This window comes from Staphylococcus sp. HMSC034G07 (assembly GCF_001835975.1).
In the GTDB taxonomy this organism is placed as follows: domain Bacteria; phylum Bacillota; class Bacilli; order Staphylococcales; family Staphylococcaceae; genus Staphylococcus; species Staphylococcus ureilyticus.
Map to the genome: position 1 here is coordinate 244,700 of NZ_KV826593.1, position 19,420 is coordinate 264,119.

A 19,420-nucleotide genomic window follows, 5' to 3' on the forward strand; every position below is an offset into this window, starting at 1 on the left:
GAACCTCCAATTATTTAATACCCTTTTTCATTGATGCAGTGTCTTCTGGCCAATATGCTTCAGCTAATTCTTTCACTTTAACTAAGAATTCATTACGCTTTTGGTCTAATTCTGACATCGTTTGCCCTTGTGAAGCCGTTTCACAACCATTTACCACATTATCATATAAATCCTGAGTTAGTTCAGGCGCAATTAATTTTGTCCATGGTTTCTTCAGTGCTGGACCAAATTGTTTCAACATATGACGCATGCCGCCTTCTCCTCCAGCAAGATGGAATGTCATAAATGGTCCATACTGTGCATAACGTAAACCTGCTGCATGGGTAAATGCTTTATCTACTTCTTCAGTAGTTGCTATTCCTTCATTAACAATGTGTAATGATTCTCGCCATAGTGCCTCCATCAATCTATCTGCGATGTGTCCTTCAATTTCATGTCTGACATGTAGCACATCCATACCAATGCTTTCGTACACTTTTTCTGCTTCTACTGTGACAGCTTCAGTTGTTTCTTTACCAGGTACAATTTCAACTAATGGCAAAATGTATACTGGGTGAAACGGATGTGCAACAACCAAACGTTCAGGATGTTTTAAATTCTGTTGTAATTCTGAAGGCATAATGCCAGAAGTACTAGAACCAATAATGGCATCCTGACGTGCATAGGTATCGATTTCAGATAATACCTGTGCTTTTAGTTCTTCAATTTCTGGAACATTTTCTTGAATATGATCTGCATCTTTAACAGCCTCTTCTAAGCTTACCGTAAACGATAAATTCTCTAAAGACGCCCCCTCTGCTAAACCTTGTTGCTCAGCATATGGCCAGTTTTGTTTCACTTGTTTTAACATGCTTTCATAAGCACCTTCACTGGGATCTGTCGCAATTACTTCGTGACCATGCGCTAAAATACGCGTAATCCAACCACTACCTATAACGCCCGTACCTACAACTGCAAATTTCATTATTTGCCTCCTTTAGGATCTCTAAGTTGGTATTGCTCACGCGCTTCAGCCGGTGTCATTGGCTCTATATCTAATGTTTTTAGTATTTCAACTGCACGTTCAACTAGTTGTTCATTTGAAGCTTTAACACCTTTTGATAAATACAAGTTATCTTCTAAACCTACGCGGACATTTCCACCACGTTTCGCCGCTTCTTCTACAGTAGGTAGTTGCATTCTCCCAATACCAAAAGCTGACCAATGTGCATTTTCAGGAATACGTGTTTTAAAATATTCAATTGTCTCTGCATCGTTTTCAGCACCCCATGGAATACCTAGACAGAATTGGAACATGGGTTCGCCTTCAATGAGACCTTCATTAATTAATTGTTTTGCAAATGAAATATGCCCACTATCAAAGCATTCTAATTCAGGTTTTACACCTGCATCTTTTACTAATTGTGCTTGTTTTCTTAACCAATCAGCTGGGCTTAAGTAAACAGCGTCACCCATATTCACACTACCACAATCAAGTGTGCACATTTCTGGTAATAATGCGCCAATCGCTTCATGTCTTTCTTCAGGTGTTTGCATATCTGAACCTTCACCTGCTGTATATGGATCTTCTAGGTTAGGGATAAAATCTCCGCCACCACCTGAAGTAATATTAATAATAATATCTTCATCAGCTTCTCTTATTAATCTTACTGCTTCTTTAAAAAATTCAACATCATGGCTTATGCCGCCTGTTTCTGGGTCACGTGCATGAATGTGTGCAACAGTAGCCCCTGCTTTCGCACATTTAATTGCTGAATCTGCAATTTCCTGAGGTGTTACAGGAACACTTTTATTTTTTTCTACAGTATCTCCAGCACCTGTTAAAGCTGCTGTTAGCATAACTTTTTTCATATATAAACCTCCAACAGAGTTTTGATCACAGTTGATAGTGTACCAACCGGACGGTTTAGTTTCAACCCTTGCTACAGCTAAAAAAAGGGATAAGTGATGGTTTCTCATCACTTATCCCTATAGCATCAATACTTTCAACGAATCGAAAATTTTATTATTTTTTTATAATTTCAACTTTTTCATGCATCTTTTAATTCGATTTGCTTCTTTTCTGTATAAGATGTTAGTCGTTCTAAAACTTTTGCTCTCATTGTTTCATCAAGTGCGTCTAGTCCAAATATTTCCGATAACCATAAGCCGTCCACTGCTAAACGTATGATTGTTGCATCGACTTTATCAATGCCGTCTTTTTCAATTTTTTCTTGCCAATCTTTATAGGTATCTTGTAGTGGTAATAATAAATTACTATTAATACCCTGTGCAGCCAGCATACCAGAAGTAATTGATGCATTTTCTGAACGGTGTTCTCTAGTAGCTTCAATAAATGCACGCAATAATTTGCCAACTTCTTGTGACTCATTTATAACATGTTCATTCACATTATTTCGATACAACTCATCTGCATGATCCACAAGTCCTTGTATCAATGCGAATTTATTTTTAAAATGATACAGTAAACCACCTTTACTAACACCTGCTTTTTTAGCAACTGCATCAAGTGTTAAATACTCACTACCTTGCTCATTTACGATAGCCGCTGCTGCTTCTAATAGTTGAATACGTTTAGACACTCTTGCCATATCTACACCTTCTCTTACAAAATATTACTTGATTCATCTACTATATTTATATTTGAGCAAACTATAAACGATAAATGACAAAGTTGCAAGATTAATCTGGATTTTATAAACGACGCGATATCTATTTTTAAATAAATACGATGGTTTGGTTCAACTAAAATACGATTAAAAAATTTTGACAACCACGAACACTTTTTTGTCATTGAAGACTTAAGTCATGCTATAGCTTAATTGGTTACTTATCATTCATGCCTTTACCTTCTAAGATATGATTGATATACTTTTCGACTCTATTTTCCCTTGTTGAAGCACGTTTAGCTTGACCTATATAATACATATATTGACGTTGTCTTCCAGGCGTTAAATTATTAAATGCTTCTTTTAACTCTGACGAAGCTTCTAATTTATTTTTCAATTCCTCAGGCATATCGAATTCTTCTGTCGTTTTCATCGGTACTTTTTCACCCGACTTTTCTACTCTAATGGCTTCTTCTACATACCAAGCAATTTCGTCTTTACGTTGTTCTATTTCGTCTAAACTTTCAAATCTCAACTGGCGAGCAGCTTGAACATTTTTCGTTTGTTGAATTAAAGTATGATATGGATCTTTCATAATGGCACCTTTTTCAAATAACAATGCACAATAATGTTTAAAATCTTGAATGATGACAACATTTTTATTGTCCAAAGTATAACAAGGATGCATCCATTTATAATCTTCTGTTAATTCTGTTTGATTGATTATATTTCTTAATACTTTAAAAGCATCTTGCCATTGATCTAAGCGTTCAATAAACGCATCTACTTTATCGTTTTTAATTGATTCACTCATAAAAAACCGCCTTTTATTTTAATTTTACTATAAATATATACATTTAATCTATACTATCTTTTATATCATGTTAACGTCTTATTTTCTAAGAATATAATACTTATTTATATCTTTAATAATTCAAAATATTTCTTTAAACCATTTTTAAATGTGCTCAATTCAGATAATCCTTTATTGATCTTCTTAACACTACTCTGGTACAAAACCTATATATTGTCATACTAATACAATTCAAAAATACATTTGTTTTACTTATAATTTAATATAAGTAAAATTATATAAGTATTTATATATATTACTGATACACTTCGCTTTTCTCTGTTACACTTATAAATAATCACTTTTTAGAAGTGTGAACAATCATTGTTCAGTTTTTTGTAAGCGCTTTAATATTTGGAGGGGATATTTTATGCAACAAGAGAGTGTTTGGCTAACAATTATGGGGCTAATTATTATTATTTCCATTGTTGGTTTACTAATTGCTAAACGTATTAGTCCAGTTGTAGGCATGATTTTAATACCGAGTGTAGGGGCACTCATATTAGGTTACAATATAGGTGATTTAGTAAAATTCTTTAATAGTGGTTTAGATCAAGTCATTAACGTCGTCATCATGTTTATTTTTGCAATTATTTTCTTCGGCATCATGAGTGACGCTGGCTTATTTAAACCATTGGTAAAGCGTTTGATTTTGCTTACTAGAGGTAATGTTGTAGTTGTTTGTATTGTAACTGCACTTATCGGAATATTCGCTCAACTCGATGGTGCTGGTGCCACAACATTTTTATTATCAATACCAGCATTATTACCGTTGTATAAAGCACTAAATATGAATCGGTATCTACTACTTTTGTTACTCGGACTGAGTGCATCGATTATGAACATGGTGCCTTGGGGTGGTCCTATGGCTCGTACAGCTTCAGTAATTCATTTTAAGAATGTCAATGAATTATGGTATGGTGTTATACCTGTTCAGATTATCGGTTTTATTTTAGTTTTACTATTCGCTGTATTTTTAGGTTTTCGAGAAAAATCAATTATACAACGTAAAATCAATTCGGGAGAAGTAACTAATACACAAGATGTGGATATACATAAATTGGTTGAAATATACGAACAAGATCAAGATATTAAATTTCCAATTCGTGGTGTTGCCGTTACGAAACCTTGGATTAATTGGATTAACGTGATACTTACGCTCGCTATCATCGTAGTAATGCTAGCTAATATCGCTCCGCCTGAATTTGCATTTATGATTGGTGTTGCGATTGCTTTGATTATTAACTTCCCAAATGTAGACGAACAAATGAGTAGGCTTAAGGCTCATGCGCCAAATGCACTTATGATGGCTGCCGTGATTATTGCAGCGGGTATGTTTTTAGGTGTACTTAATGAAACTGGTATGCTTGAGGCAATAGCAGTAAGCTTCATCCACATTATACCGAATGCCGTAGGGCCGTACTTACACATTATTGTCGGTATTTTCGGTGTACCACTAGATTTATTAACGAGTACGGATGCTTATTATTTCGCAATCTTACCTATTGTTGAACAGACAGCCGGTCAGTTTGGTGTGTCATCTGTGTCAACAGCATATGCAATGTTAATTGGAAATATTATCGGTACGTTTGTCAGTCCATTTTCACCTGCATTATGGTTAGCAATAGGGCTTGCAGAAGCAAATATGGGAACATATATAAAGTATGCGTTCTTTTGGATATGGGGTTTTGCCATCGTCATGTTAATTATCGCTATGTTAATCGGAGTCGTTACATTTTAAGTTCTAAACTGTGTGACTTTAGTAAAAACATTTGCACAAAAATTTAAAAAACAGGGTGTCGAACTGAAATTACATTTCAATGTTCCACGCCCTGTTTTATTTATATATAATTAAATTTTGCAGTCTTATATTACCATTAGCCCATGCTCAAATCATGATGCTTTATTGTATTTAGCGACATTTTTAAGGCTAATCACTAAAATAAATGCTACTAACGCAATTGCAGCTGAAAAATAAGTCGTTGCGTAGACATTTAAGTTCGATACTACTAATCCACCTACAATACCGCCGATACCGATACCTGCGTTTAAACTAGACATATTCCAACTCATCACTTGGCTCGTATCACCCTCAACATGTTCTATAATGCCACTTTGCACAGCTGGATTCGTACTCCATTGCATGATATTCCAAATGAAAATAATCATGAGTAATAAACCTGTACCTGGTAAAAACATATTAAGAATAAGCATCATAACAATAAATACGGCTGTCGCAATAACCAACCAGCGTTTGCTCGTAAGTCTATCTGATAAAAAGCCACCCATTGATGTTCCGATTACACCTGCAATACCATTGATTAATAATGCAATAGAAACAAAGGATAGTTGATGCCCACCGGAAAGGATTAACGGATTAATATAAATAAACGTCACCGAGTTGGCTACTAATAATAAAAACGTGATACCTAAATATTTTGTAACTTCAACGGGTCTTAACACTTTAGAATAAGCGTTTGAACGATTTGAACCTGTCTCCATGTCAGTGTTTGACGATAGATGATCACTTAGCTTCGGTACATATATATACATTAGAATACCAACGAATAAACTAATAATCACAATAAATAAAAACGTATATCTCCAACCGACTAAATCACCAATGACTGTCCCGATTGGCACACCAAAAACATTTGCCCCACTAAAACCGGAATACACAATACCAATCATTTTCCCTCGGTGTTGTGGCGCAGTTAATAACGCAGTTAAAGCTAATATTTTAACCACAATTAATGCTGCAGCTGCAGATGATAAGATACGTCCAATCACTAAAATAGAAAAATTAGGCGCAATCGCAATAATGATATTGCCTACAACAAATGTTAACAGTGCCCACAATAAAACCATTCGTGGTGAAAAACGATTTGTTAGCTTTACTAAAATAGGTCCTGCTACTGCAAAAGTAATGGCATATAAGGTAACTAATTGTCCAATGATTGCTTCAGAAACATGTAAATCACTACTCATCAAGTTCATAATACCTGCAACCATCATTTCAACCATTCCTACAATAAATATACTTAATATAAAGGTAAATATGCGCATAACTGACATAAATATCCTCCTCTCTTTAATCTGATTTCAAAAATTCTATAACTGCTACATTATAAACCATTCGTCAATATATATGAATACTTAGCAATACATGCTATTAAATTCATTTCAAAAAACAGGAAACGCAAGAAATATCAATAACCATTTTGATACTTCTTGACGTTTCCTGCTCATCTAAATTTAAAATTTCTCATCAAATAGATTTGATTTTAGTAATTGTCATCATGTTTATTATAACAAATATACATCAAAAACTTTTAGCGATTGTCTTTGGGGATATGTCGCGCAATTAATTGGTCTCGTTCATTAAAGAATTGACGATAACTCAAGTATGTTGCAATCAACGCTGACATAATTGTCGCTGTCGTATGAATAAATACTACTAAAAGTTGAAATTTAACAGCTTCCAATGGATCTACACCACCGATAATCAACCCTGTCATCATACCAGGAATCGAAACAATACCATACGTTTTCACTGAATCTATCGTTGGCACAATTGCCGTTTTGATACTTTCACGGATCGTTCCTTTGGAAGATAGTTTTGGATTAGCACCTAATGCCAATTTGGCTTCGATTTGACTCATTTCTTTAACGAATTCACGATCTAAATTTTGATACGCAAGATTAATAGCAATCAAACCATTACTTCCAAGCATGCCTGCAATGGGAATTACTTCATTAGGTTTGAATTCAATTGCGCCAGTGATCACAATACCGACTAATGGTAGCGCTACACCTATAAATATAGCAATAAAAGAAATCCAAAATACATGATGCATCACAGGTGAAGCTCTACTGATCGTGTTCCACGATGCATTAATAATGATGATCAATACAAACAAGAGCAACAACCATGTTTGGTTTACATCAAATATAAAATGAAGTAAATAACCTAAAATCACCAATTGAACAACTGCTCTTAAAGTTGCAACGAGTAAATCTTTAATTATGTGTAATTTTTCTTTATATGACACGATGATTGGAAAAAGTAGGAGTGTCGCAGTAAGTACTAAAGCAGTGGTACTCATCATAATTCCTCCTCCTTTTCAATTTGTCCATCCACAATTCTAATGCGCTTTTGGAAATGTCTCATACTTTGATCGTTACTATGTGTAATCCATAAAATTGTTGTACCTTCCTCCGCAAGCTTAAAGATTAAAGATTCAATTTTTTCACTGTTATGTACGTCTAAAGCACTTGTTGCTTCGTCTAATAATAATACTTTGGGTTTATACATTAGCTGTCTCGCAATCGTTACACGTTGCCGTTCCCCACCAGAAAGATGGTTTACGCTTGTATCAAAGTTATAATGACCTAACCCTACCGACTTCAAAAGTGCTTTAGCTCTTTTACGATTAAACTTATCATTTCTAATTTGAGCGGGGAAAGCTAAGTTATCACCAATAGTACTTTCAAACAAATCGCTTTCTTGTAATAAATAACTAATTTCCATTCTTAACTTTTCTGGACTAATATCTTCATATACTTGATTATTAAAATATAATTCCCCTTCTGTAGGACTTATCAAATTATTCATTAAGCGTAACAAAGTACTTTTACCACTTCCTGAAGGCCCAACAATCGCAATCGTTTCTCCTGCTTCGATTTTCAAATTAATGTTATTGATAATTTGTCGGTTATCCACCTGGTATGAAACATTTCTAAGCTCTAACATTTTGAACCTCCTAGGTCATATATAGTTTATACCCTATTACGACTGTTTGATTTCCTATCATTGTAGCATTCAATCGTTTTATTCAAAACACAACATTAAATATCACACGCAAACATTATTTTAAAAATACAATCGCAATAAAAGATATTAAATTATTAAAAGCATGCAGTGATATGGATACTGCTAGGTTTTTCCCACTTTTCAAATATACAAATACTAGACCAATCGCAATAAAAATATAGCTTCCGATTTCAAATGGGGATGTAGCCCCTAATACATGAATACCAGCAAATAATATAACTGATAATACACTTGCAGCAGCATATGTAATTTTTTTACCTAATTCATGAATGATGAGATGCCTAAATAATAACTCTTCAATAATCGGCGTCAAAATAACAATATCTAAAAATAAAAATGGGAGCATCCAATTGTCTTGAAATAGTGCTTCTAAAATCAATTGATTCTGTGTTTCATGATATTGTAATGACTTCGGTAAAAAAGTCATAAGCCAATCATATAAATTATTCAACAAGAGCGTAGATATGTATGCTATAAAAATAAGCAAAATATATTTACGAACTGATTTTAACCTGTTAATCGCAATTGCTGTAATATTATCTTTAGTATGCATGCCATAAAAACTTAAGATGATACATATTTCAGCAATAACACCACCAAAAATCAGTATATTCATATCACTTAAACGATATTTACTACCAATATTAAAAATGTCATATGATACGATTAATATCAGCGTTAATATAAGTGGTATAAGATAATTAGCAATGATGTATATAGGGATTAACCAAAAGTCTTTTTTAACAATTTTCTGATGCTGCCATATATGCTTTTTGGTTAATGGCGTTGCTGATGATTTGTCAGTCATATGTCACCTTCCTTGTAGCTGTTTAACAATAATATAACACAATATTTTATCATTATTATAAGTTGATTTACTTTTCTATTTGAAAATTACAATTAACCATTCTACCCCTTTACAGTGGAACACATTGTAAATTGCATAATTTATTGTATTATATAACTATATTAAGGGGGAATGTTACATGACTATTTTGACTATTTTACAGTTTATCGTCAACGTAATCATTGTCGTTTGTTTAATAAGCGTACTTGTTTTAGGGGCTGTATTGCTTTTTAAGGATAAACGACAAAAGCAACATAGCGTTTTACGCAATTATCCATTACTTGCACGTATTCGATATTTTGGTGAAAAAATAGGTCCAGAATTACGCCAATATTTATTTTTAGCAGATACCAAAGGCAAACCTTTTTCTCGTAATGATTACACCAATATTGTATTAGCTGGTAAATATAATTCAAGAATGACTAGTTTTGGTACACAAAAGGATTATGAAGATGGGTTTTACATTCAAAATACGATGTTTCCGTTGCAATCTAAAGAATTACATATTAATCAATCACCGTTGATTTCATCATTTATTTATACAATTGATAATGAACGACTCTTTAATCGTGACGAACATCGCACAAAAGCAGAGATAGATCCATTTTATTTAACAGATGAAGATGCCATTATTTTAGGTCCTGAACTGAAACATCCGTTCAAACTTAAAAGGCTTGTTGGTCAATCAGGAATGAGTTATGGCGCATTAGGAAGTCATGCAATCACGGCGCTATCCAAAGGATTAGGACAAGCTGGAACTTGGATGAATACAGGTGAAGGCGGTTTATCAAAACACCATTTATCGGGCGATGCAGATATCATCTTTCAAATAGGTCCAGGTTTATTTGGCGTACGAGATAAATCGGGAGAATTTGATATGAATGCTTTCCAAAGTTTAGCAAATGAAGATACGGTCAAAGCTTTTGAAATCAAGTTAGCACAAGGTGCAAAAACAAGAGGCGGCCATATGCAAGGTAATAAAGTCACACAAGAAATTGCTGATATTCGTAATGTTGAACCTTGGAGGACGATTAATTCCCCTAACCGTTTTGAATCTATAGATAATCCAACCGATTTATTAGACTGGGTTACACAATTACAAAAAGTAGGTCAAAAACCTGTTGGTTTTAAAATTGTAATCAGCAAAGTATCAGAAGTAGAAGCGCTCGCACAAACAATGATTGAAACAAATCAGTTTCCGAATTTTATTACTATTGACGGCGGCGAAGGAGGCACTGGTGCAACATTTCAAGAATTGCAAGATGGCATAGGTTTACCTTTATTCACTGCTTTACCAATCTTAACAGGTGTACTCGAAAAGTATGGTATACGCAATCGAATTAAAGTATTTGCTTCAGGGAAACTTGTAACACCTGATAAAATTGCGATTGCATTAGGTCTAGGTGCTGATTTAGTCAACGTTGCAAGAGGTATGATGATTAGTGTCGGATGTATTATGAGTAGGCAGTGTCATATGAACACATGTCCTGTAGGTGTTGCAACAACAGATCCAAAACGTGAAAAGGGATTAATTATAGATGAAAAAAAATACCGCGTCACTAATTTTGTAACCAGCTTACATGAAGGCTTATTTAACATTGCTGCCGCTGTAGGTGTAACTTCCCCAACTCAGATATCGAAAGAACACATCATTATCAAAAAGAAAGACGGTAACATTCAATCCATACATGATTATAAATTAAACTTACTAAATCATAATTAACTTCAAAGATTAAAACAAACACCTTTGTTAAAAATAAGCTTCAACAACATTTCGAAGGATAAGATAAGCATACGTCTGGGACGAATCACTGATGTCCAGACGTATTTATTTTGCAAATAGATATTTAAGTCCGATGGTTCATTATCATATAAAGTGATTCAATTGCTTTGTTAGCTTAGATTCTATCGTTTCTTGTTGATCTTCCAATGGATTGAATTCAAATAAATTACCATTAATAAAAACGGTCGGAATGCCTTTAATTCCTCTTTCAAATGCTTCTTCATGAATCGCTAACGAACGATCGTCAGCTTCTTTATGAGGTGTAAGATTATATTCTTCTTCCATTTTGGCTTCAATTGTCGAAAAACTTACTTTCCATTGAGCTTGTGTTTGGTATAACTCACGAATACAATCTAAGGTTTCTTCAGGTCGTTGATAGTTTAAATATATATTTGCTATTGTTCCTTTTAATAAGCCTTGCTTCGTTTTATCAAAATGTTTAATTGTATGTTGAACCTTCCCTTGATCAATGAATGGCTTTAATACAGTGTCTGCAGCGAAAAAGAAGTTTTTACAGTATGGACAAGCTAAATTGATAAAAGACTCCACTTTAATCGGTGCTGATTCTGAGCCTATTGTTAAATAATTAATTTCTGTCATCGTCTATCCCTCCACTTTGTTTATAATTATATTGAATCATGGACAGGTATTGAATGCACACGTTTAGCCTTACAATAGCGTGCAACGTAAACTTCATCTAATGTTATGTAAATTAAATTAATAACACAAAGCTCAAACAATTAGCTTATATCAAAGTTCATGATAAAATGAATATAAATATTTGATTAGGGGGTATAACATGAACAATTCAATAAAATTACTAGAATCATTAACAAATGTTGACGGTATTGCAGGTCATGAAAAAGCAGTAAAAACACTTATGCGTGATTATTTGACGCCAGTAAGTGATGAAATTATTGAAGATAATCTGGGAGGTATTTTCGGTAAAAAAACGACCTCTACTGGTAATAAGACATTAATGGTGGCAGGTCATTTAGATGAAATTGGTTTTGTAGTTACTAAAATTGATAAAGATGGATTTTTAAAATTCACACCTATTGGTGGTTGGTGGAACCAAGTGATGTTATCTCAAAAAGTAACTGTCACAACTGATGAAGGCAAGAAAATCAGAGGTATTATTGGCTCCAAACCACCACATGCTTTATCACCCGAAGAACGTAAAAAAAATGTAGAAATAAAAGATATGTTCATTGATATTGGAGTTAAAAGTAAAAAAGAAGCTGAACAATTCGGCATTGAAATTGGCAATATGATCACACCATACAGTGAGTTTGAAACACTAGCTAATAGCAAGTATTTAACTGCCAAAGCTTTTGATAATCGTTATGGTTGCGCCCTTGCTGTAGACGTTTTAAACAACCTTAAACAAGAATCCATTGATATTAATTTAGTTTCAGGCGCTAACGTACAAGAAGAAGTAGGTCTTCGTGGCGCTAAAGTTGCAGCTAATAAGATTAAACCTGACTTAGCTCTTGCTGTCGATGTAGCTGTTGCCTATGATACACCAGGCATGTCTGGCCAAACTAGCGAGACAGCTATTGGACAAGGACCTGTAGTCATTATTATGGACGCTTCAAACATAGGTCATGTTGGTTTTACAAACCATATTAAAAAAATAGCTAAAGCACATAATATAGATATCCAGTTAGATTCTACACCTGGTGGCGGTACTGATGCTGGAAGTATTCATGTTGCCAATGAAGGTGTGCCTACGGTCTCTATTGGTGTCGCTCTACGTTATATGCATTCAAACGTCTCTGTATTGCATACAGATGACTATAAAAATTCGGTTGCCTTAGTGACTGAAATCGTTAAATCTTTAAACGACGATGCCGTAGATAACATCATTTGGTAATCCACTCAAATCTATAAAAAATAAAGCCGTAAACAAAGTGCTACCACTAATGTTTACGGCTTTTTGGTGCTTCTTAATAACTATTAAACTCAAATAATATCACTTTCACTCTAAATTATTCTGTAGAATCTTTCCAACGCGCATCACTCAACATTTCTCCTGGCCAAGTATATGCCGTCACACCACCATCAATTGTAATGGTTTCACCAGTTATAAAAGAACTGTCATCAGAAGCCAAGAAAGCAATGAGTTTACCTACTTCATCAGGTGTGCCCAAACGACCTAAAGGCGTAACCCACTTCTGATTTTCTCTAAATATTTTTCCTTGTTCATCTTCTTTAGTACCTGTTAATTTATCTACAAGTGGTGTTTCTATCGTACCTGGTGCGACTGCATTCGCTCTGATATGCTCACGTCCATATTCTATCGCTGTTGATCGAGTGAAATTGATGATACCTGCTTTTGCAGCATTATATGCTGAACGATTTAAATCTGCAGCATTTCCAGAAAATGACGCCATATTGATGATAGAGCCACCATTTGACATCATTAGTGGTAAAAAGAATTTAGTCATCAAAAATGTACCTCTTAAATCAACATTCATAATTCTATCAAACACATCGATTGGAAATTCATGAATACGTCCAGCGGCATTATCAATACCAGCATTATTACATAAAATATCAATATGATTATAATCTTCTTTAATAGATTGCGCAAGCCGTTCTACTGCATGTGCATCTGATACATCTATATTATATCCTGAAGCTTTATTACCGCCCTGGTTAATTACTTTTACTGTATCATGTACAGATGCAGAAATATCAATCGCTAAAACATGTGCCCCTTCTTTTGCCAATATTTGTGCAGAAGCAGATCCTATGCCAGTACTAGCGCCTGTTACCACAGCAATCTTATTTTCTAATCGTCTCATCTATGAACTTCCCCTTTCATTTCCCGACTGTTCAATATTAATTTATCTGTAATACATTTCCTTTTTAAATCAATTTTAAAACCTTTGTATAAAGCATTCATAGATGCCTTTTGCTTGGAAACATAAAATTTATCATACTCATTTCAAAATGAGTTTGTTATAATTTCGATAACTTATTGGGGAGGTAATAATAATGGGGTCAAATACGAGAGAAAAATCGACAATTATAAATAAATTTCTGAATATTGTAGAAAAAATTGGTAATAGATTACCTGATCCAAGTATATTGTTTTTTCTAATGTGTCTTGGGCTCGCAATCATTACATGGGTTGTTTCACTTTTTCATGTCACAGTAAAACATCCTGGAACAGGTAATACCATTGGCATCAAAAATATTTTAAGCAAAGATGGTATTGCTATGATTTTGAATGATGCGATCAAAAACTTTTCTGAGTTCCCTGCACTCGGTTTAGTATTATCAGTGATGCTTGGGGTAGGTATTGCTGAGAAAACAGGTTATTTTGATAAATTAATGGTACAAATTGTTCATAAAGCACCCAAGCAAATCATTGTGCCTGTAATAATACTTATAGGTATTATTGGCAATTCTGCAGGAGATGCTGCAACGATTGTTTTACCACCGTTAACAGCGATGGTCTTCATAAAATTAGGCTATCACCCTATTGCCGGGTTAGCGATGGCTTACGCATCAGCACTTGGTGGTTTTTCTGCGAATGTCATGATAGGAATGTCAGATGCATTGCTTTATGCCTTTACAGAACCAGCAACAAAGATTGTTTCTGATAAAATTACAGTTAATGTAGCGATGAATTGGTACTTTATTGCAGCTAGTGTCGTTGTATTATTGCCAACAATTTATTGGGTTACAATGCGTTTTGTCATCCCCCGTTTAGGCTCATATGACGATACACAGTCTAATATTAAAGTGGATGATACTAATCAAGGATTAACACTTAAAGAAAGTAAGGCTGTGTTTTGGGCAAATATAAGCTTTTTCACTACACTTATTTTACTTATCATTATGGCAATACCACAAAATAGTTTCTTACGTAATGCCAAAACTGGCAGTTTATTGAATGATTCTCCTATTATTAATGGGGTTGGTTTAATTATTTTACTTATTTTTTTGGTGCCTGGTTTGGTGTACGGCATGTTAATGAAGGAATTTAAAAATTCTAAAGATTTAGGTAAAATGCTCGCTGATTCTATGGCTTCTATGGGGTCTTTTATTGTTATTGTCTTTTTTGCAGCACAATTACTGGCATTTTTAGAATGGAGTAATTTAGGTGTGATTGTAGCAGTACAAGGTGCTGAAGTACTTCAAGATCAAAACGGTATCGTCCTTATTTTAGGAGTGATTTTTTTAGGTGCGCTCATTAACTTATTAATCGGTAGTGCATCTGCTAAATGGGGAATTCTTGCTCCAATATTTATTCCAATGCTGATAATTGTAGGATTTCATCCTGCATTCACACAAATGTTGTATAGAATTGGAGATTCAATTAGTAACCCAATTACGCCAATGATGCCTTATTTGCCATTACTTTTATCTTATGCTCAAAAATATGATAAACACATGAAATTAGGATCACTGTTATCTAGTTTAATGCCTTATACCATTATTCTAAGTATTGTATGGCCCATATTCATGATTATATGGTACTTACTTGGCTGGCCATTAGGCCCTGGAGGCCCTTTACACATCAATGAATAAGTCAAAAACAATATTAAATTTCAAACTATATAAAAATCATTACCATGAATTGAACAATATTCAATTGATGTATCACAAATCATGCTATTTATTGTAATATTAAAGAGAAAAGTGGGTAAATAAATTTATAAACAACTATTTACCTCATATATACAGGAGGAGATTATGGAACGCATAGGATTAGTAGACATCGGATCAAATACAATAAGGTTAGTTATTTTTGAATTCGATACTAAAACAGGATTAAATGAAATTTTAAATATTAAAACGCCCGCACGCTTAAGTCAATATTTAAGCGATGATTTAAAGATGAACCAAGATGGTATCGATGTGTTGACAACAACATTACACAGCTTTAAAAGCGTCGCTAATAAATTTGAAGTAAACGAATTACATCCTGTTGCGACAGCTGCTATTAGACAATCTACCAATCAAAATGAAATTATCAAACACATTAAAAGCGAACTTGACATCAGCATCAAAATCATTCCTGATCAAGAAGAAGCTTTTTATGGTTTTTATGCCATCACTCATACTACAGATGTAGAAGATGGTATTTCTATCGATATTGGTGGTGGTTCTACAGAAGTCACTTTATTCAAAGATAAAACAATCATTGAAGCGCATAGTTTCCCATTTGGCGTTGTAACATTAAAACGAAAATTCTTCGAAGATAAAGATCATAATGATAAATCTGCAATTAAAGCAATGGAAAAATTTATAGCTAAGCAATTCGAACAGCTACCATGGTTACAAGACCAAAACATCGCTCTAGTCGGTATTGGTGGATCAGCTCGTAACGTAGCACGCATTCATCAGTCAGAACATTCTTATCCCATTGGTGGTGTTCATAACTACTCAATGACTGAAGAAGATATGGATGAGGTATATAAAATAATTAAAAAGAGTTCACGTGATGACTTAAAAGATATTGATGGATTAAGCAGAGACCGTATAGACATCATATTACCAGCAGTATCCGTATTCAAAACTTTATTCGAACAAATCAATGCAACCCACTTCACTTTCTCACGTAAAGGGCTACGTGAGGGCTATATAATGAAGTTGATATCCGAACGTCACCCACAAGAATTTAAAAAAGAAAATATTAGAAAAGACGCATTATATCATTTAGCTAATGAATATAGCATCGAAGAATCTAGTGCAAAACAACGCGTTAAATTGGCTCAATCATTGTTATCACAACTGATTGACTTAGATAAAATTCAAGTTACTAAAAAAGAGCAGGAACTTTTTGCGGAAGGTGCATATTTATATTATTTAGGAAGATTTATTGACGCAGATTCTAGTTCACCGCATACGTATTATATTATAGCGAATTCAATGATTGATGGTTTTCCACATGAAGATCGCGTCAAACTTGCAATGTTAGCAAGTTTTAAAAATAAATCTCTTTTAAAATTTTATAGCCAAGAGACCGCATGGCTACGTGGCAAAGAGTTGGATCATATTCAATTTTTAGGCGGTATTATTAAATTTGTAAATGCCCTAAATATATCACATACTAGCCCAGTGGAACGTGTGGCATTACAAGAAGAAGATGGTGCTTATACTTTGTATGTCCATTATATTGGTGAACCGATTGCTGAAGAATATCAATCACTTAGACAAAAAAAGCATATCGAGAAAATTTTAAAAGAAAATCTTTCTATCATCTTTACAAAATCTTAAAATTCATATGATAAATTGTACGTAGCAAAATATGTTAACAAGACTACAATAAGGTGGAATTAGAATTATGCAAAAGAAATTGGGAGAGAGAGATTTAAATTTACCACAATATTATAATAATAGAGAGCTCAGTTGGTTAGATTTTAATTATCGCGTATTACAAGAAGCTGAAGATAAAAACAATCCTTTATTGGAACAATTAAAATTTATTTCTATATTTAGCTCTAACTTGGATGAGTTCTTTATGGTGCGTGTGGCCGGATTACAAGATCAAGTTAAAATGGGCTATGATAAACCTGAGAACAAAGCACAACTCACACCTAAAGAACAACTTGAGCAAATAAAAATAAAAAATAAAAAATATGTAGATTTACAGTATGCACGTTATAACGAATTAGTAGAACTGTTAAAACAACATCGTGTGGAAGTAACAAAACCTGAATCTTTACCAGAGTCTTTATTACCACAGTTAGAACGTGAATTTAAAACAGGTATCTTACCTACATTAACACCATTAGGTATCGATGCTTATCATCCTTTCCCAAAATTAAACAATAAAAGCTTGAATATATTTGTAGATATTGATACCGATGATGCAATTAATTCGGCTATTGTACAAATACCATCATTAATTCCAAGATTTTATACATTAAATCAAGGTCAAACTCAATACGTTGTAATGTTAGAAGATATTATCACTTATTATATTAATGAGTTATTCACTGGCTATGAAGTGTTAAATACCTTCACCTTTAGAATTACACGTAATGCCGATCTAACCATCCATGAAGATGGTGCCGAAGATTTGTTAATTGAAATAGAACGCTTCTTAAAAGAGCGTAAACGCGGAACAGCAGTACGTTTAGAGATAGACGGAAGACAAGCAACTTATGAAGACGTTGTTTGGATTATCAATCAGTTGGAAGTTCATGATAATGATGTCTATTTTGTAGACGGTCCATTAGATTTAACACTGCTTTTCGATCTTGTAGACCATTTATCTAATAGTTTAAAACATTTAACATATAATAAATATCTACCACAACCACCTCAATCTTTGGGTAATGAAGACATTTTTGATTTATCATTAAAACGTGATATTTTCTTTCATCATCCCTATGAATCCTTTGAACCAATTGTAGATTTCATTCGTGATGCTGCAAATGATCCGAACACGATTGCTATTAAACAAACATTATATCGTGTAAGTAAAGATTCACCAATCATTAATAGTTTGAAAACAGCTGCAGAAAATGGTAAACAAGTAACTGTGCTCGTTGAATTAAAAGCACGTTTTGATGAAGAAAATAATGTTCACTGGGCAAGAATGTTAGAAGATGCAGGCTGTCATGTTATTTATGGTATGACATATTTGAAAACGCATAGTAAAATTTCGCTTGTGGTCAAACGCAACAATAACAAACTCACATCTTTCGTACATTTAGGTACTGGAAACTACAACGATAAAACAGCTAAGCTCTATACAGATATGGGCATTATCACAACAAATCAAGAAATAGCAGAAGATGCTATTAACTTCTTTAACTACCTCAGTGGATATACATTGAAACCAGAATATAATAAACTCATTGTAGCTCCATACGACATACGTGATGTATTCTTAGCTCGAATAGACAAAGAAATCAAATCACATCGTGAAAACGGTAATGGAAAAATTATGATGAAGATGAATTCATTAACAGATAAAGATATTATTCTTAAATTATTTGAAGCTTCTCGTGCTGGTGTCAAAGTTAAATTAATTATTCGCGGTATTTGTTGTTTAAAACCAGGCATCCCAGATGTCAGCGATAATATTGAAGTAGTAAGTATCGTTGGTCGTTTCCTTGAACACTCTCGTATCTATTACTTCCATAATAACGGTGATGAAAAAATTTACCTCTCTTCAGCAGATGCAATGACACGTAATATGATTAAGCGTGTAGAAATATTGTTCCCTGTCGAAGATAAAAAAATTGCTAAACGCTTATTAGATTATATGAATTTACAATTATCAGATAACCAAAAAGGTCGATATCAGGACGAACAAGGTTATTATCATTATATTCATAATAATTTATCACCATTAAATTCACAGGCTTATTTAATGAAAGAAGCGATGACATTTGGCCAAAAATTAAAAGAAGCTTCTACCCTGCCACAAGAAGTTCCCATACAACATAAAAATCGATGGTTTTCTAAACTAAAAGATACGTTTAAACGATGATAAAGAACCACTTCCCAACTTGTTGGGTTA

16 protein-coding genes are annotated in these 19,420 nt (G+C 33.8%); 6 read left to right on the forward strand and 10 right to left on the reverse strand.

The annotated features are described in order from the left end of the window. Positions 1-10: 10 nt before the first annotated feature. The 4 genes from HMPREF2586_RS02480 to HMPREF2586_RS02495 all read right to left on the reverse strand — a co-directional run bounded on the left by HMPREF2586_RS02480 (position 11) and on the right by HMPREF2586_RS02495 (position 3,423). Positions 11-964, reverse strand: a complete 954-nt coding sequence (locus HMPREF2586_RS02480; RefSeq protein WP_019470112.1) for a 3-hydroxyacyl-CoA dehydrogenase NAD-binding domain-containing protein — start codon at positions 962-964, stop codon at positions 11-13. After that, positions 964-1,851, reverse strand: coding sequence for a beta-keto acid cleavage family enzyme (locus HMPREF2586_RS02485; protein WP_019470111.1), 888 nt, complete (start codon positions 1,849-1,851; stop codon positions 964-966). The genes HMPREF2586_RS02480 and HMPREF2586_RS02485 overlap by 1 nt, the downstream gene beginning before the upstream one ends. A 179-nt stretch (positions 1,852-2,030) precedes the next feature. Continuing rightward, complete coding sequence (locus HMPREF2586_RS02490; RefSeq protein ID WP_070657959.1) at positions 2,031-2,591, reverse strand: TetR/AcrR family transcriptional regulator; 561 nt, start codon at positions 2,589-2,591, stop codon at positions 2,031-2,033. Between the two features lie 235 nt (positions 2,592-2,826). Further along, entirely contained in the window at positions 2,827-3,423 is a 597-nt protein-coding gene (locus tag HMPREF2586_RS02495; RefSeq protein ID WP_046206813.1) for a YdeI/OmpD-associated family protein, read from the reverse strand. 409 nt (positions 3,424-3,832) lie between these two features. Here HMPREF2586_RS02495 and HMPREF2586_RS02500 point away from each other — a divergent pair, with 409 nt between their 5' ends. Further along, positions 3,833-5,203 (forward strand): CitMHS family transporter, encoded by a 1,371-nt coding sequence (locus HMPREF2586_RS02500; protein WP_046206812.1) that lies wholly within the window; start codon positions 3,833-3,835, stop codon positions 5,201-5,203. A 152-nt stretch (positions 5,204-5,355) separates the two neighbouring features. On the opposite strand, the gene HMPREF2586_RS02505 is transcribed toward HMPREF2586_RS02500, so the two are convergent. The 4 genes from HMPREF2586_RS02505 to HMPREF2586_RS02520 all read right to left on the reverse strand — a co-directional run bounded on the left by HMPREF2586_RS02505 (position 5,356) and on the right by HMPREF2586_RS02520 (position 9,104). Then, on the reverse strand, positions 5,356-6,537 hold the full coding sequence (locus HMPREF2586_RS02505) for an MFS transporter (protein WP_019470107.1): 1,182 nt from the start codon (positions 6,535-6,537) through the stop codon (positions 5,356-5,358). 257 nt (positions 6,538-6,794) lie between these two features. Continuing rightward, positions 6,795-7,568 carry an ABC transporter permease gene (fetB, locus tag HMPREF2586_RS02510; RefSeq protein ID WP_046206977.1) on the reverse strand — a complete coding sequence of 258 codons (774 nt, stop codon included), beginning with the start codon at positions 7,566-7,568 and terminating at the stop codon, positions 6,795-6,797. Next, the gene (locus HMPREF2586_RS02515; RefSeq protein ID WP_019470105.1) at positions 7,568-8,215 is read right to left on the reverse strand and encodes an ABC transporter ATP-binding protein; all 648 of its coding nucleotides are present in this window, start codon (positions 8,213-8,215) and stop codon (positions 7,568-7,570) included. The genes fetB and HMPREF2586_RS02515 overlap by 1 nt, the downstream gene beginning before the upstream one ends. Positions 8,216-8,330: 115 nt before the next feature. Next, complete coding sequence (locus tag HMPREF2586_RS02520; protein ID WP_046206809.1) at positions 8,331-9,104, reverse strand: CPBP family intramembrane glutamic endopeptidase; 774 nt, start codon at positions 9,102-9,104, stop codon at positions 8,331-8,333. Between the two features lie 178 nt (positions 9,105-9,282). Between HMPREF2586_RS02520 and HMPREF2586_RS02525 the strand changes: the two genes are divergently transcribed. Next, positions 9,283-10,866 carry an FMN-binding glutamate synthase family protein gene (locus HMPREF2586_RS02525; RefSeq protein ID WP_046208801.1) on the forward strand — a complete coding sequence of 528 codons (1,584 nt, stop codon included), beginning with the start codon at positions 9,283-9,285 and terminating at the stop codon, positions 10,864-10,866. A gap of 144 nt (positions 10,867-11,010) precedes the next feature. On the opposite strand, the gene HMPREF2586_RS02530 is transcribed toward HMPREF2586_RS02525, so the two are convergent. Beyond that, positions 11,011-11,526 carry a thioredoxin domain-containing protein gene (locus tag HMPREF2586_RS02530; protein ID WP_070657960.1) on the reverse strand — a complete coding sequence of 172 codons (516 nt, stop codon included), beginning with the start codon at positions 11,524-11,526 and terminating at the stop codon, positions 11,011-11,013. Positions 11,527-11,725: 199 nt separating this feature from the next. Between HMPREF2586_RS02530 and HMPREF2586_RS02535 the strand changes: the two genes are divergently transcribed. Next, complete coding sequence (locus HMPREF2586_RS02535) at positions 11,726-12,802, forward strand: M42 family metallopeptidase (RefSeq protein WP_019470101.1); 1,077 nt, start codon at positions 11,726-11,728, stop codon at positions 12,800-12,802. Positions 12,803-12,917: 115 nt separating this feature from the next. On the opposite strand, the gene HMPREF2586_RS02540 is transcribed toward HMPREF2586_RS02535, so the two are convergent. Then, positions 12,918-13,736, reverse strand: coding sequence for an SDR family oxidoreductase (locus HMPREF2586_RS02540; RefSeq protein ID WP_070657961.1), 819 nt, complete (start codon positions 13,734-13,736; stop codon positions 12,918-12,920). A gap of 193 nt (positions 13,737-13,929) precedes the next feature. On the opposite strand from HMPREF2586_RS02540, the gene HMPREF2586_RS02545 reads away from it, so the two are divergent. The 3 genes from HMPREF2586_RS02545 (at position 13,930) to HMPREF2586_RS02555 (ending at position 19,390) form a co-directional block, all read left to right on the forward strand. Continuing rightward, positions 13,930-15,471 (forward strand): AbgT family transporter, encoded by a 1,542-nt coding sequence (locus HMPREF2586_RS02545; RefSeq protein WP_070657962.1) that lies wholly within the window; start codon positions 13,930-13,932, stop codon positions 15,469-15,471. A 162-nt stretch (positions 15,472-15,633) separates the two neighbouring features. Further along, the gene (gene ppx / locus HMPREF2586_RS02550) at positions 15,634-17,163 is read left to right on the forward strand and encodes an exopolyphosphatase (protein ID WP_070657963.1); all 1,530 of its coding nucleotides are present in this window, start codon (positions 15,634-15,636) and stop codon (positions 17,161-17,163) included. Between the two features lie 67 nt (positions 17,164-17,230). Further along, positions 17,231-19,390 carry an RNA degradosome polyphosphate kinase gene (locus HMPREF2586_RS02555; protein WP_019470097.1) on the forward strand — a complete coding sequence of 720 codons (2,160 nt, stop codon included), beginning with the start codon at positions 17,231-17,233 and terminating at the stop codon, positions 19,388-19,390. Positions 19,391-19,420 lie beyond the last annotated feature (30 nt).

Bases quoted from the DNA above. Each gene is read 5' to 3' on its own strand.
- HMPREF2586_RS02480 (WP_019470112.1), bottom strand. From the start codon at position 964: ATGAAATTTGCAGTTGTAGGTACGGGCGTTATAGGTAGTGGTTGGATT.
- HMPREF2586_RS02485 (WP_019470111.1), bottom strand. From the start codon at position 1,851: ATGAAAAAAGTTATGCTAACAGCAGCTTTAACAGGTGCTGGAGATACT.
- HMPREF2586_RS02490 (WP_070657959.1), bottom strand. From the start codon at position 2,591: ATGGCAAGAGTGTCTAAACGTATTCAACTATTAGAAGCAGCAGCGGCT.
- HMPREF2586_RS02495 (WP_046206813.1), bottom strand. From the start codon at position 3,423: ATGAGTGAATCAATTAAAAACGATAAAGTAGATGCGTTTATTGAACGC.
- HMPREF2586_RS02500 (WP_046206812.1), top strand. From the start codon at position 3,833: ATGCAACAAGAGAGTGTTTGGCTAACAATTATGGGGCTAATTATTATT.
- HMPREF2586_RS02505 (WP_019470107.1), bottom strand. From the start codon at position 6,537: ATGTCAGTTATGCGCATATTTACCTTTATATTAAGTATATTTATTGTA.
- fetB (WP_046206977.1), bottom strand. From the start codon at position 7,568: ATGAGTACCACTGCTTTAGTACTTACTGCGACACTCCTACTTTTTCCA.
- HMPREF2586_RS02515 (WP_019470105.1), bottom strand. From the start codon at position 8,215: ATGTTAGAGCTTAGAAATGTTTCATACCAGGTGGATAACCGACAAATT.
- HMPREF2586_RS02520 (WP_046206809.1), bottom strand. From the start codon at position 9,104: ATGACTGACAAATCATCAGCAACGCCATTAACCAAAAAGCATATATGG.
- HMPREF2586_RS02525 (WP_046208801.1), top strand. From the start codon at position 9,283: ATGACTATTTTGACTATTTTACAGTTTATCGTCAACGTAATCATTGTC.
- HMPREF2586_RS02530 (WP_070657960.1), bottom strand. From the start codon at position 11,526: ATGACAGAAATTAATTATTTAACAATAGGCTCAGAATCAGCACCGATT.
- HMPREF2586_RS02535 (WP_019470101.1), top strand. From the start codon at position 11,726: ATGAACAATTCAATAAAATTACTAGAATCATTAACAAATGTTGACGGT.
- HMPREF2586_RS02540 (WP_070657961.1), bottom strand. From the start codon at position 13,736: ATGAGACGATTAGAAAATAAGATTGCTGTGGTAACAGGCGCTAGTACT.
- HMPREF2586_RS02545 (WP_070657962.1), top strand. From the start codon at position 13,930: ATGGGGTCAAATACGAGAGAAAAATCGACAATTATAAATAAATTTCTG.
- HMPREF2586_RS02555 (WP_019470097.1), top strand. From the start codon at position 17,231: ATGCAAAAGAAATTGGGAGAGAGAGATTTAAATTTACCACAATATTAT.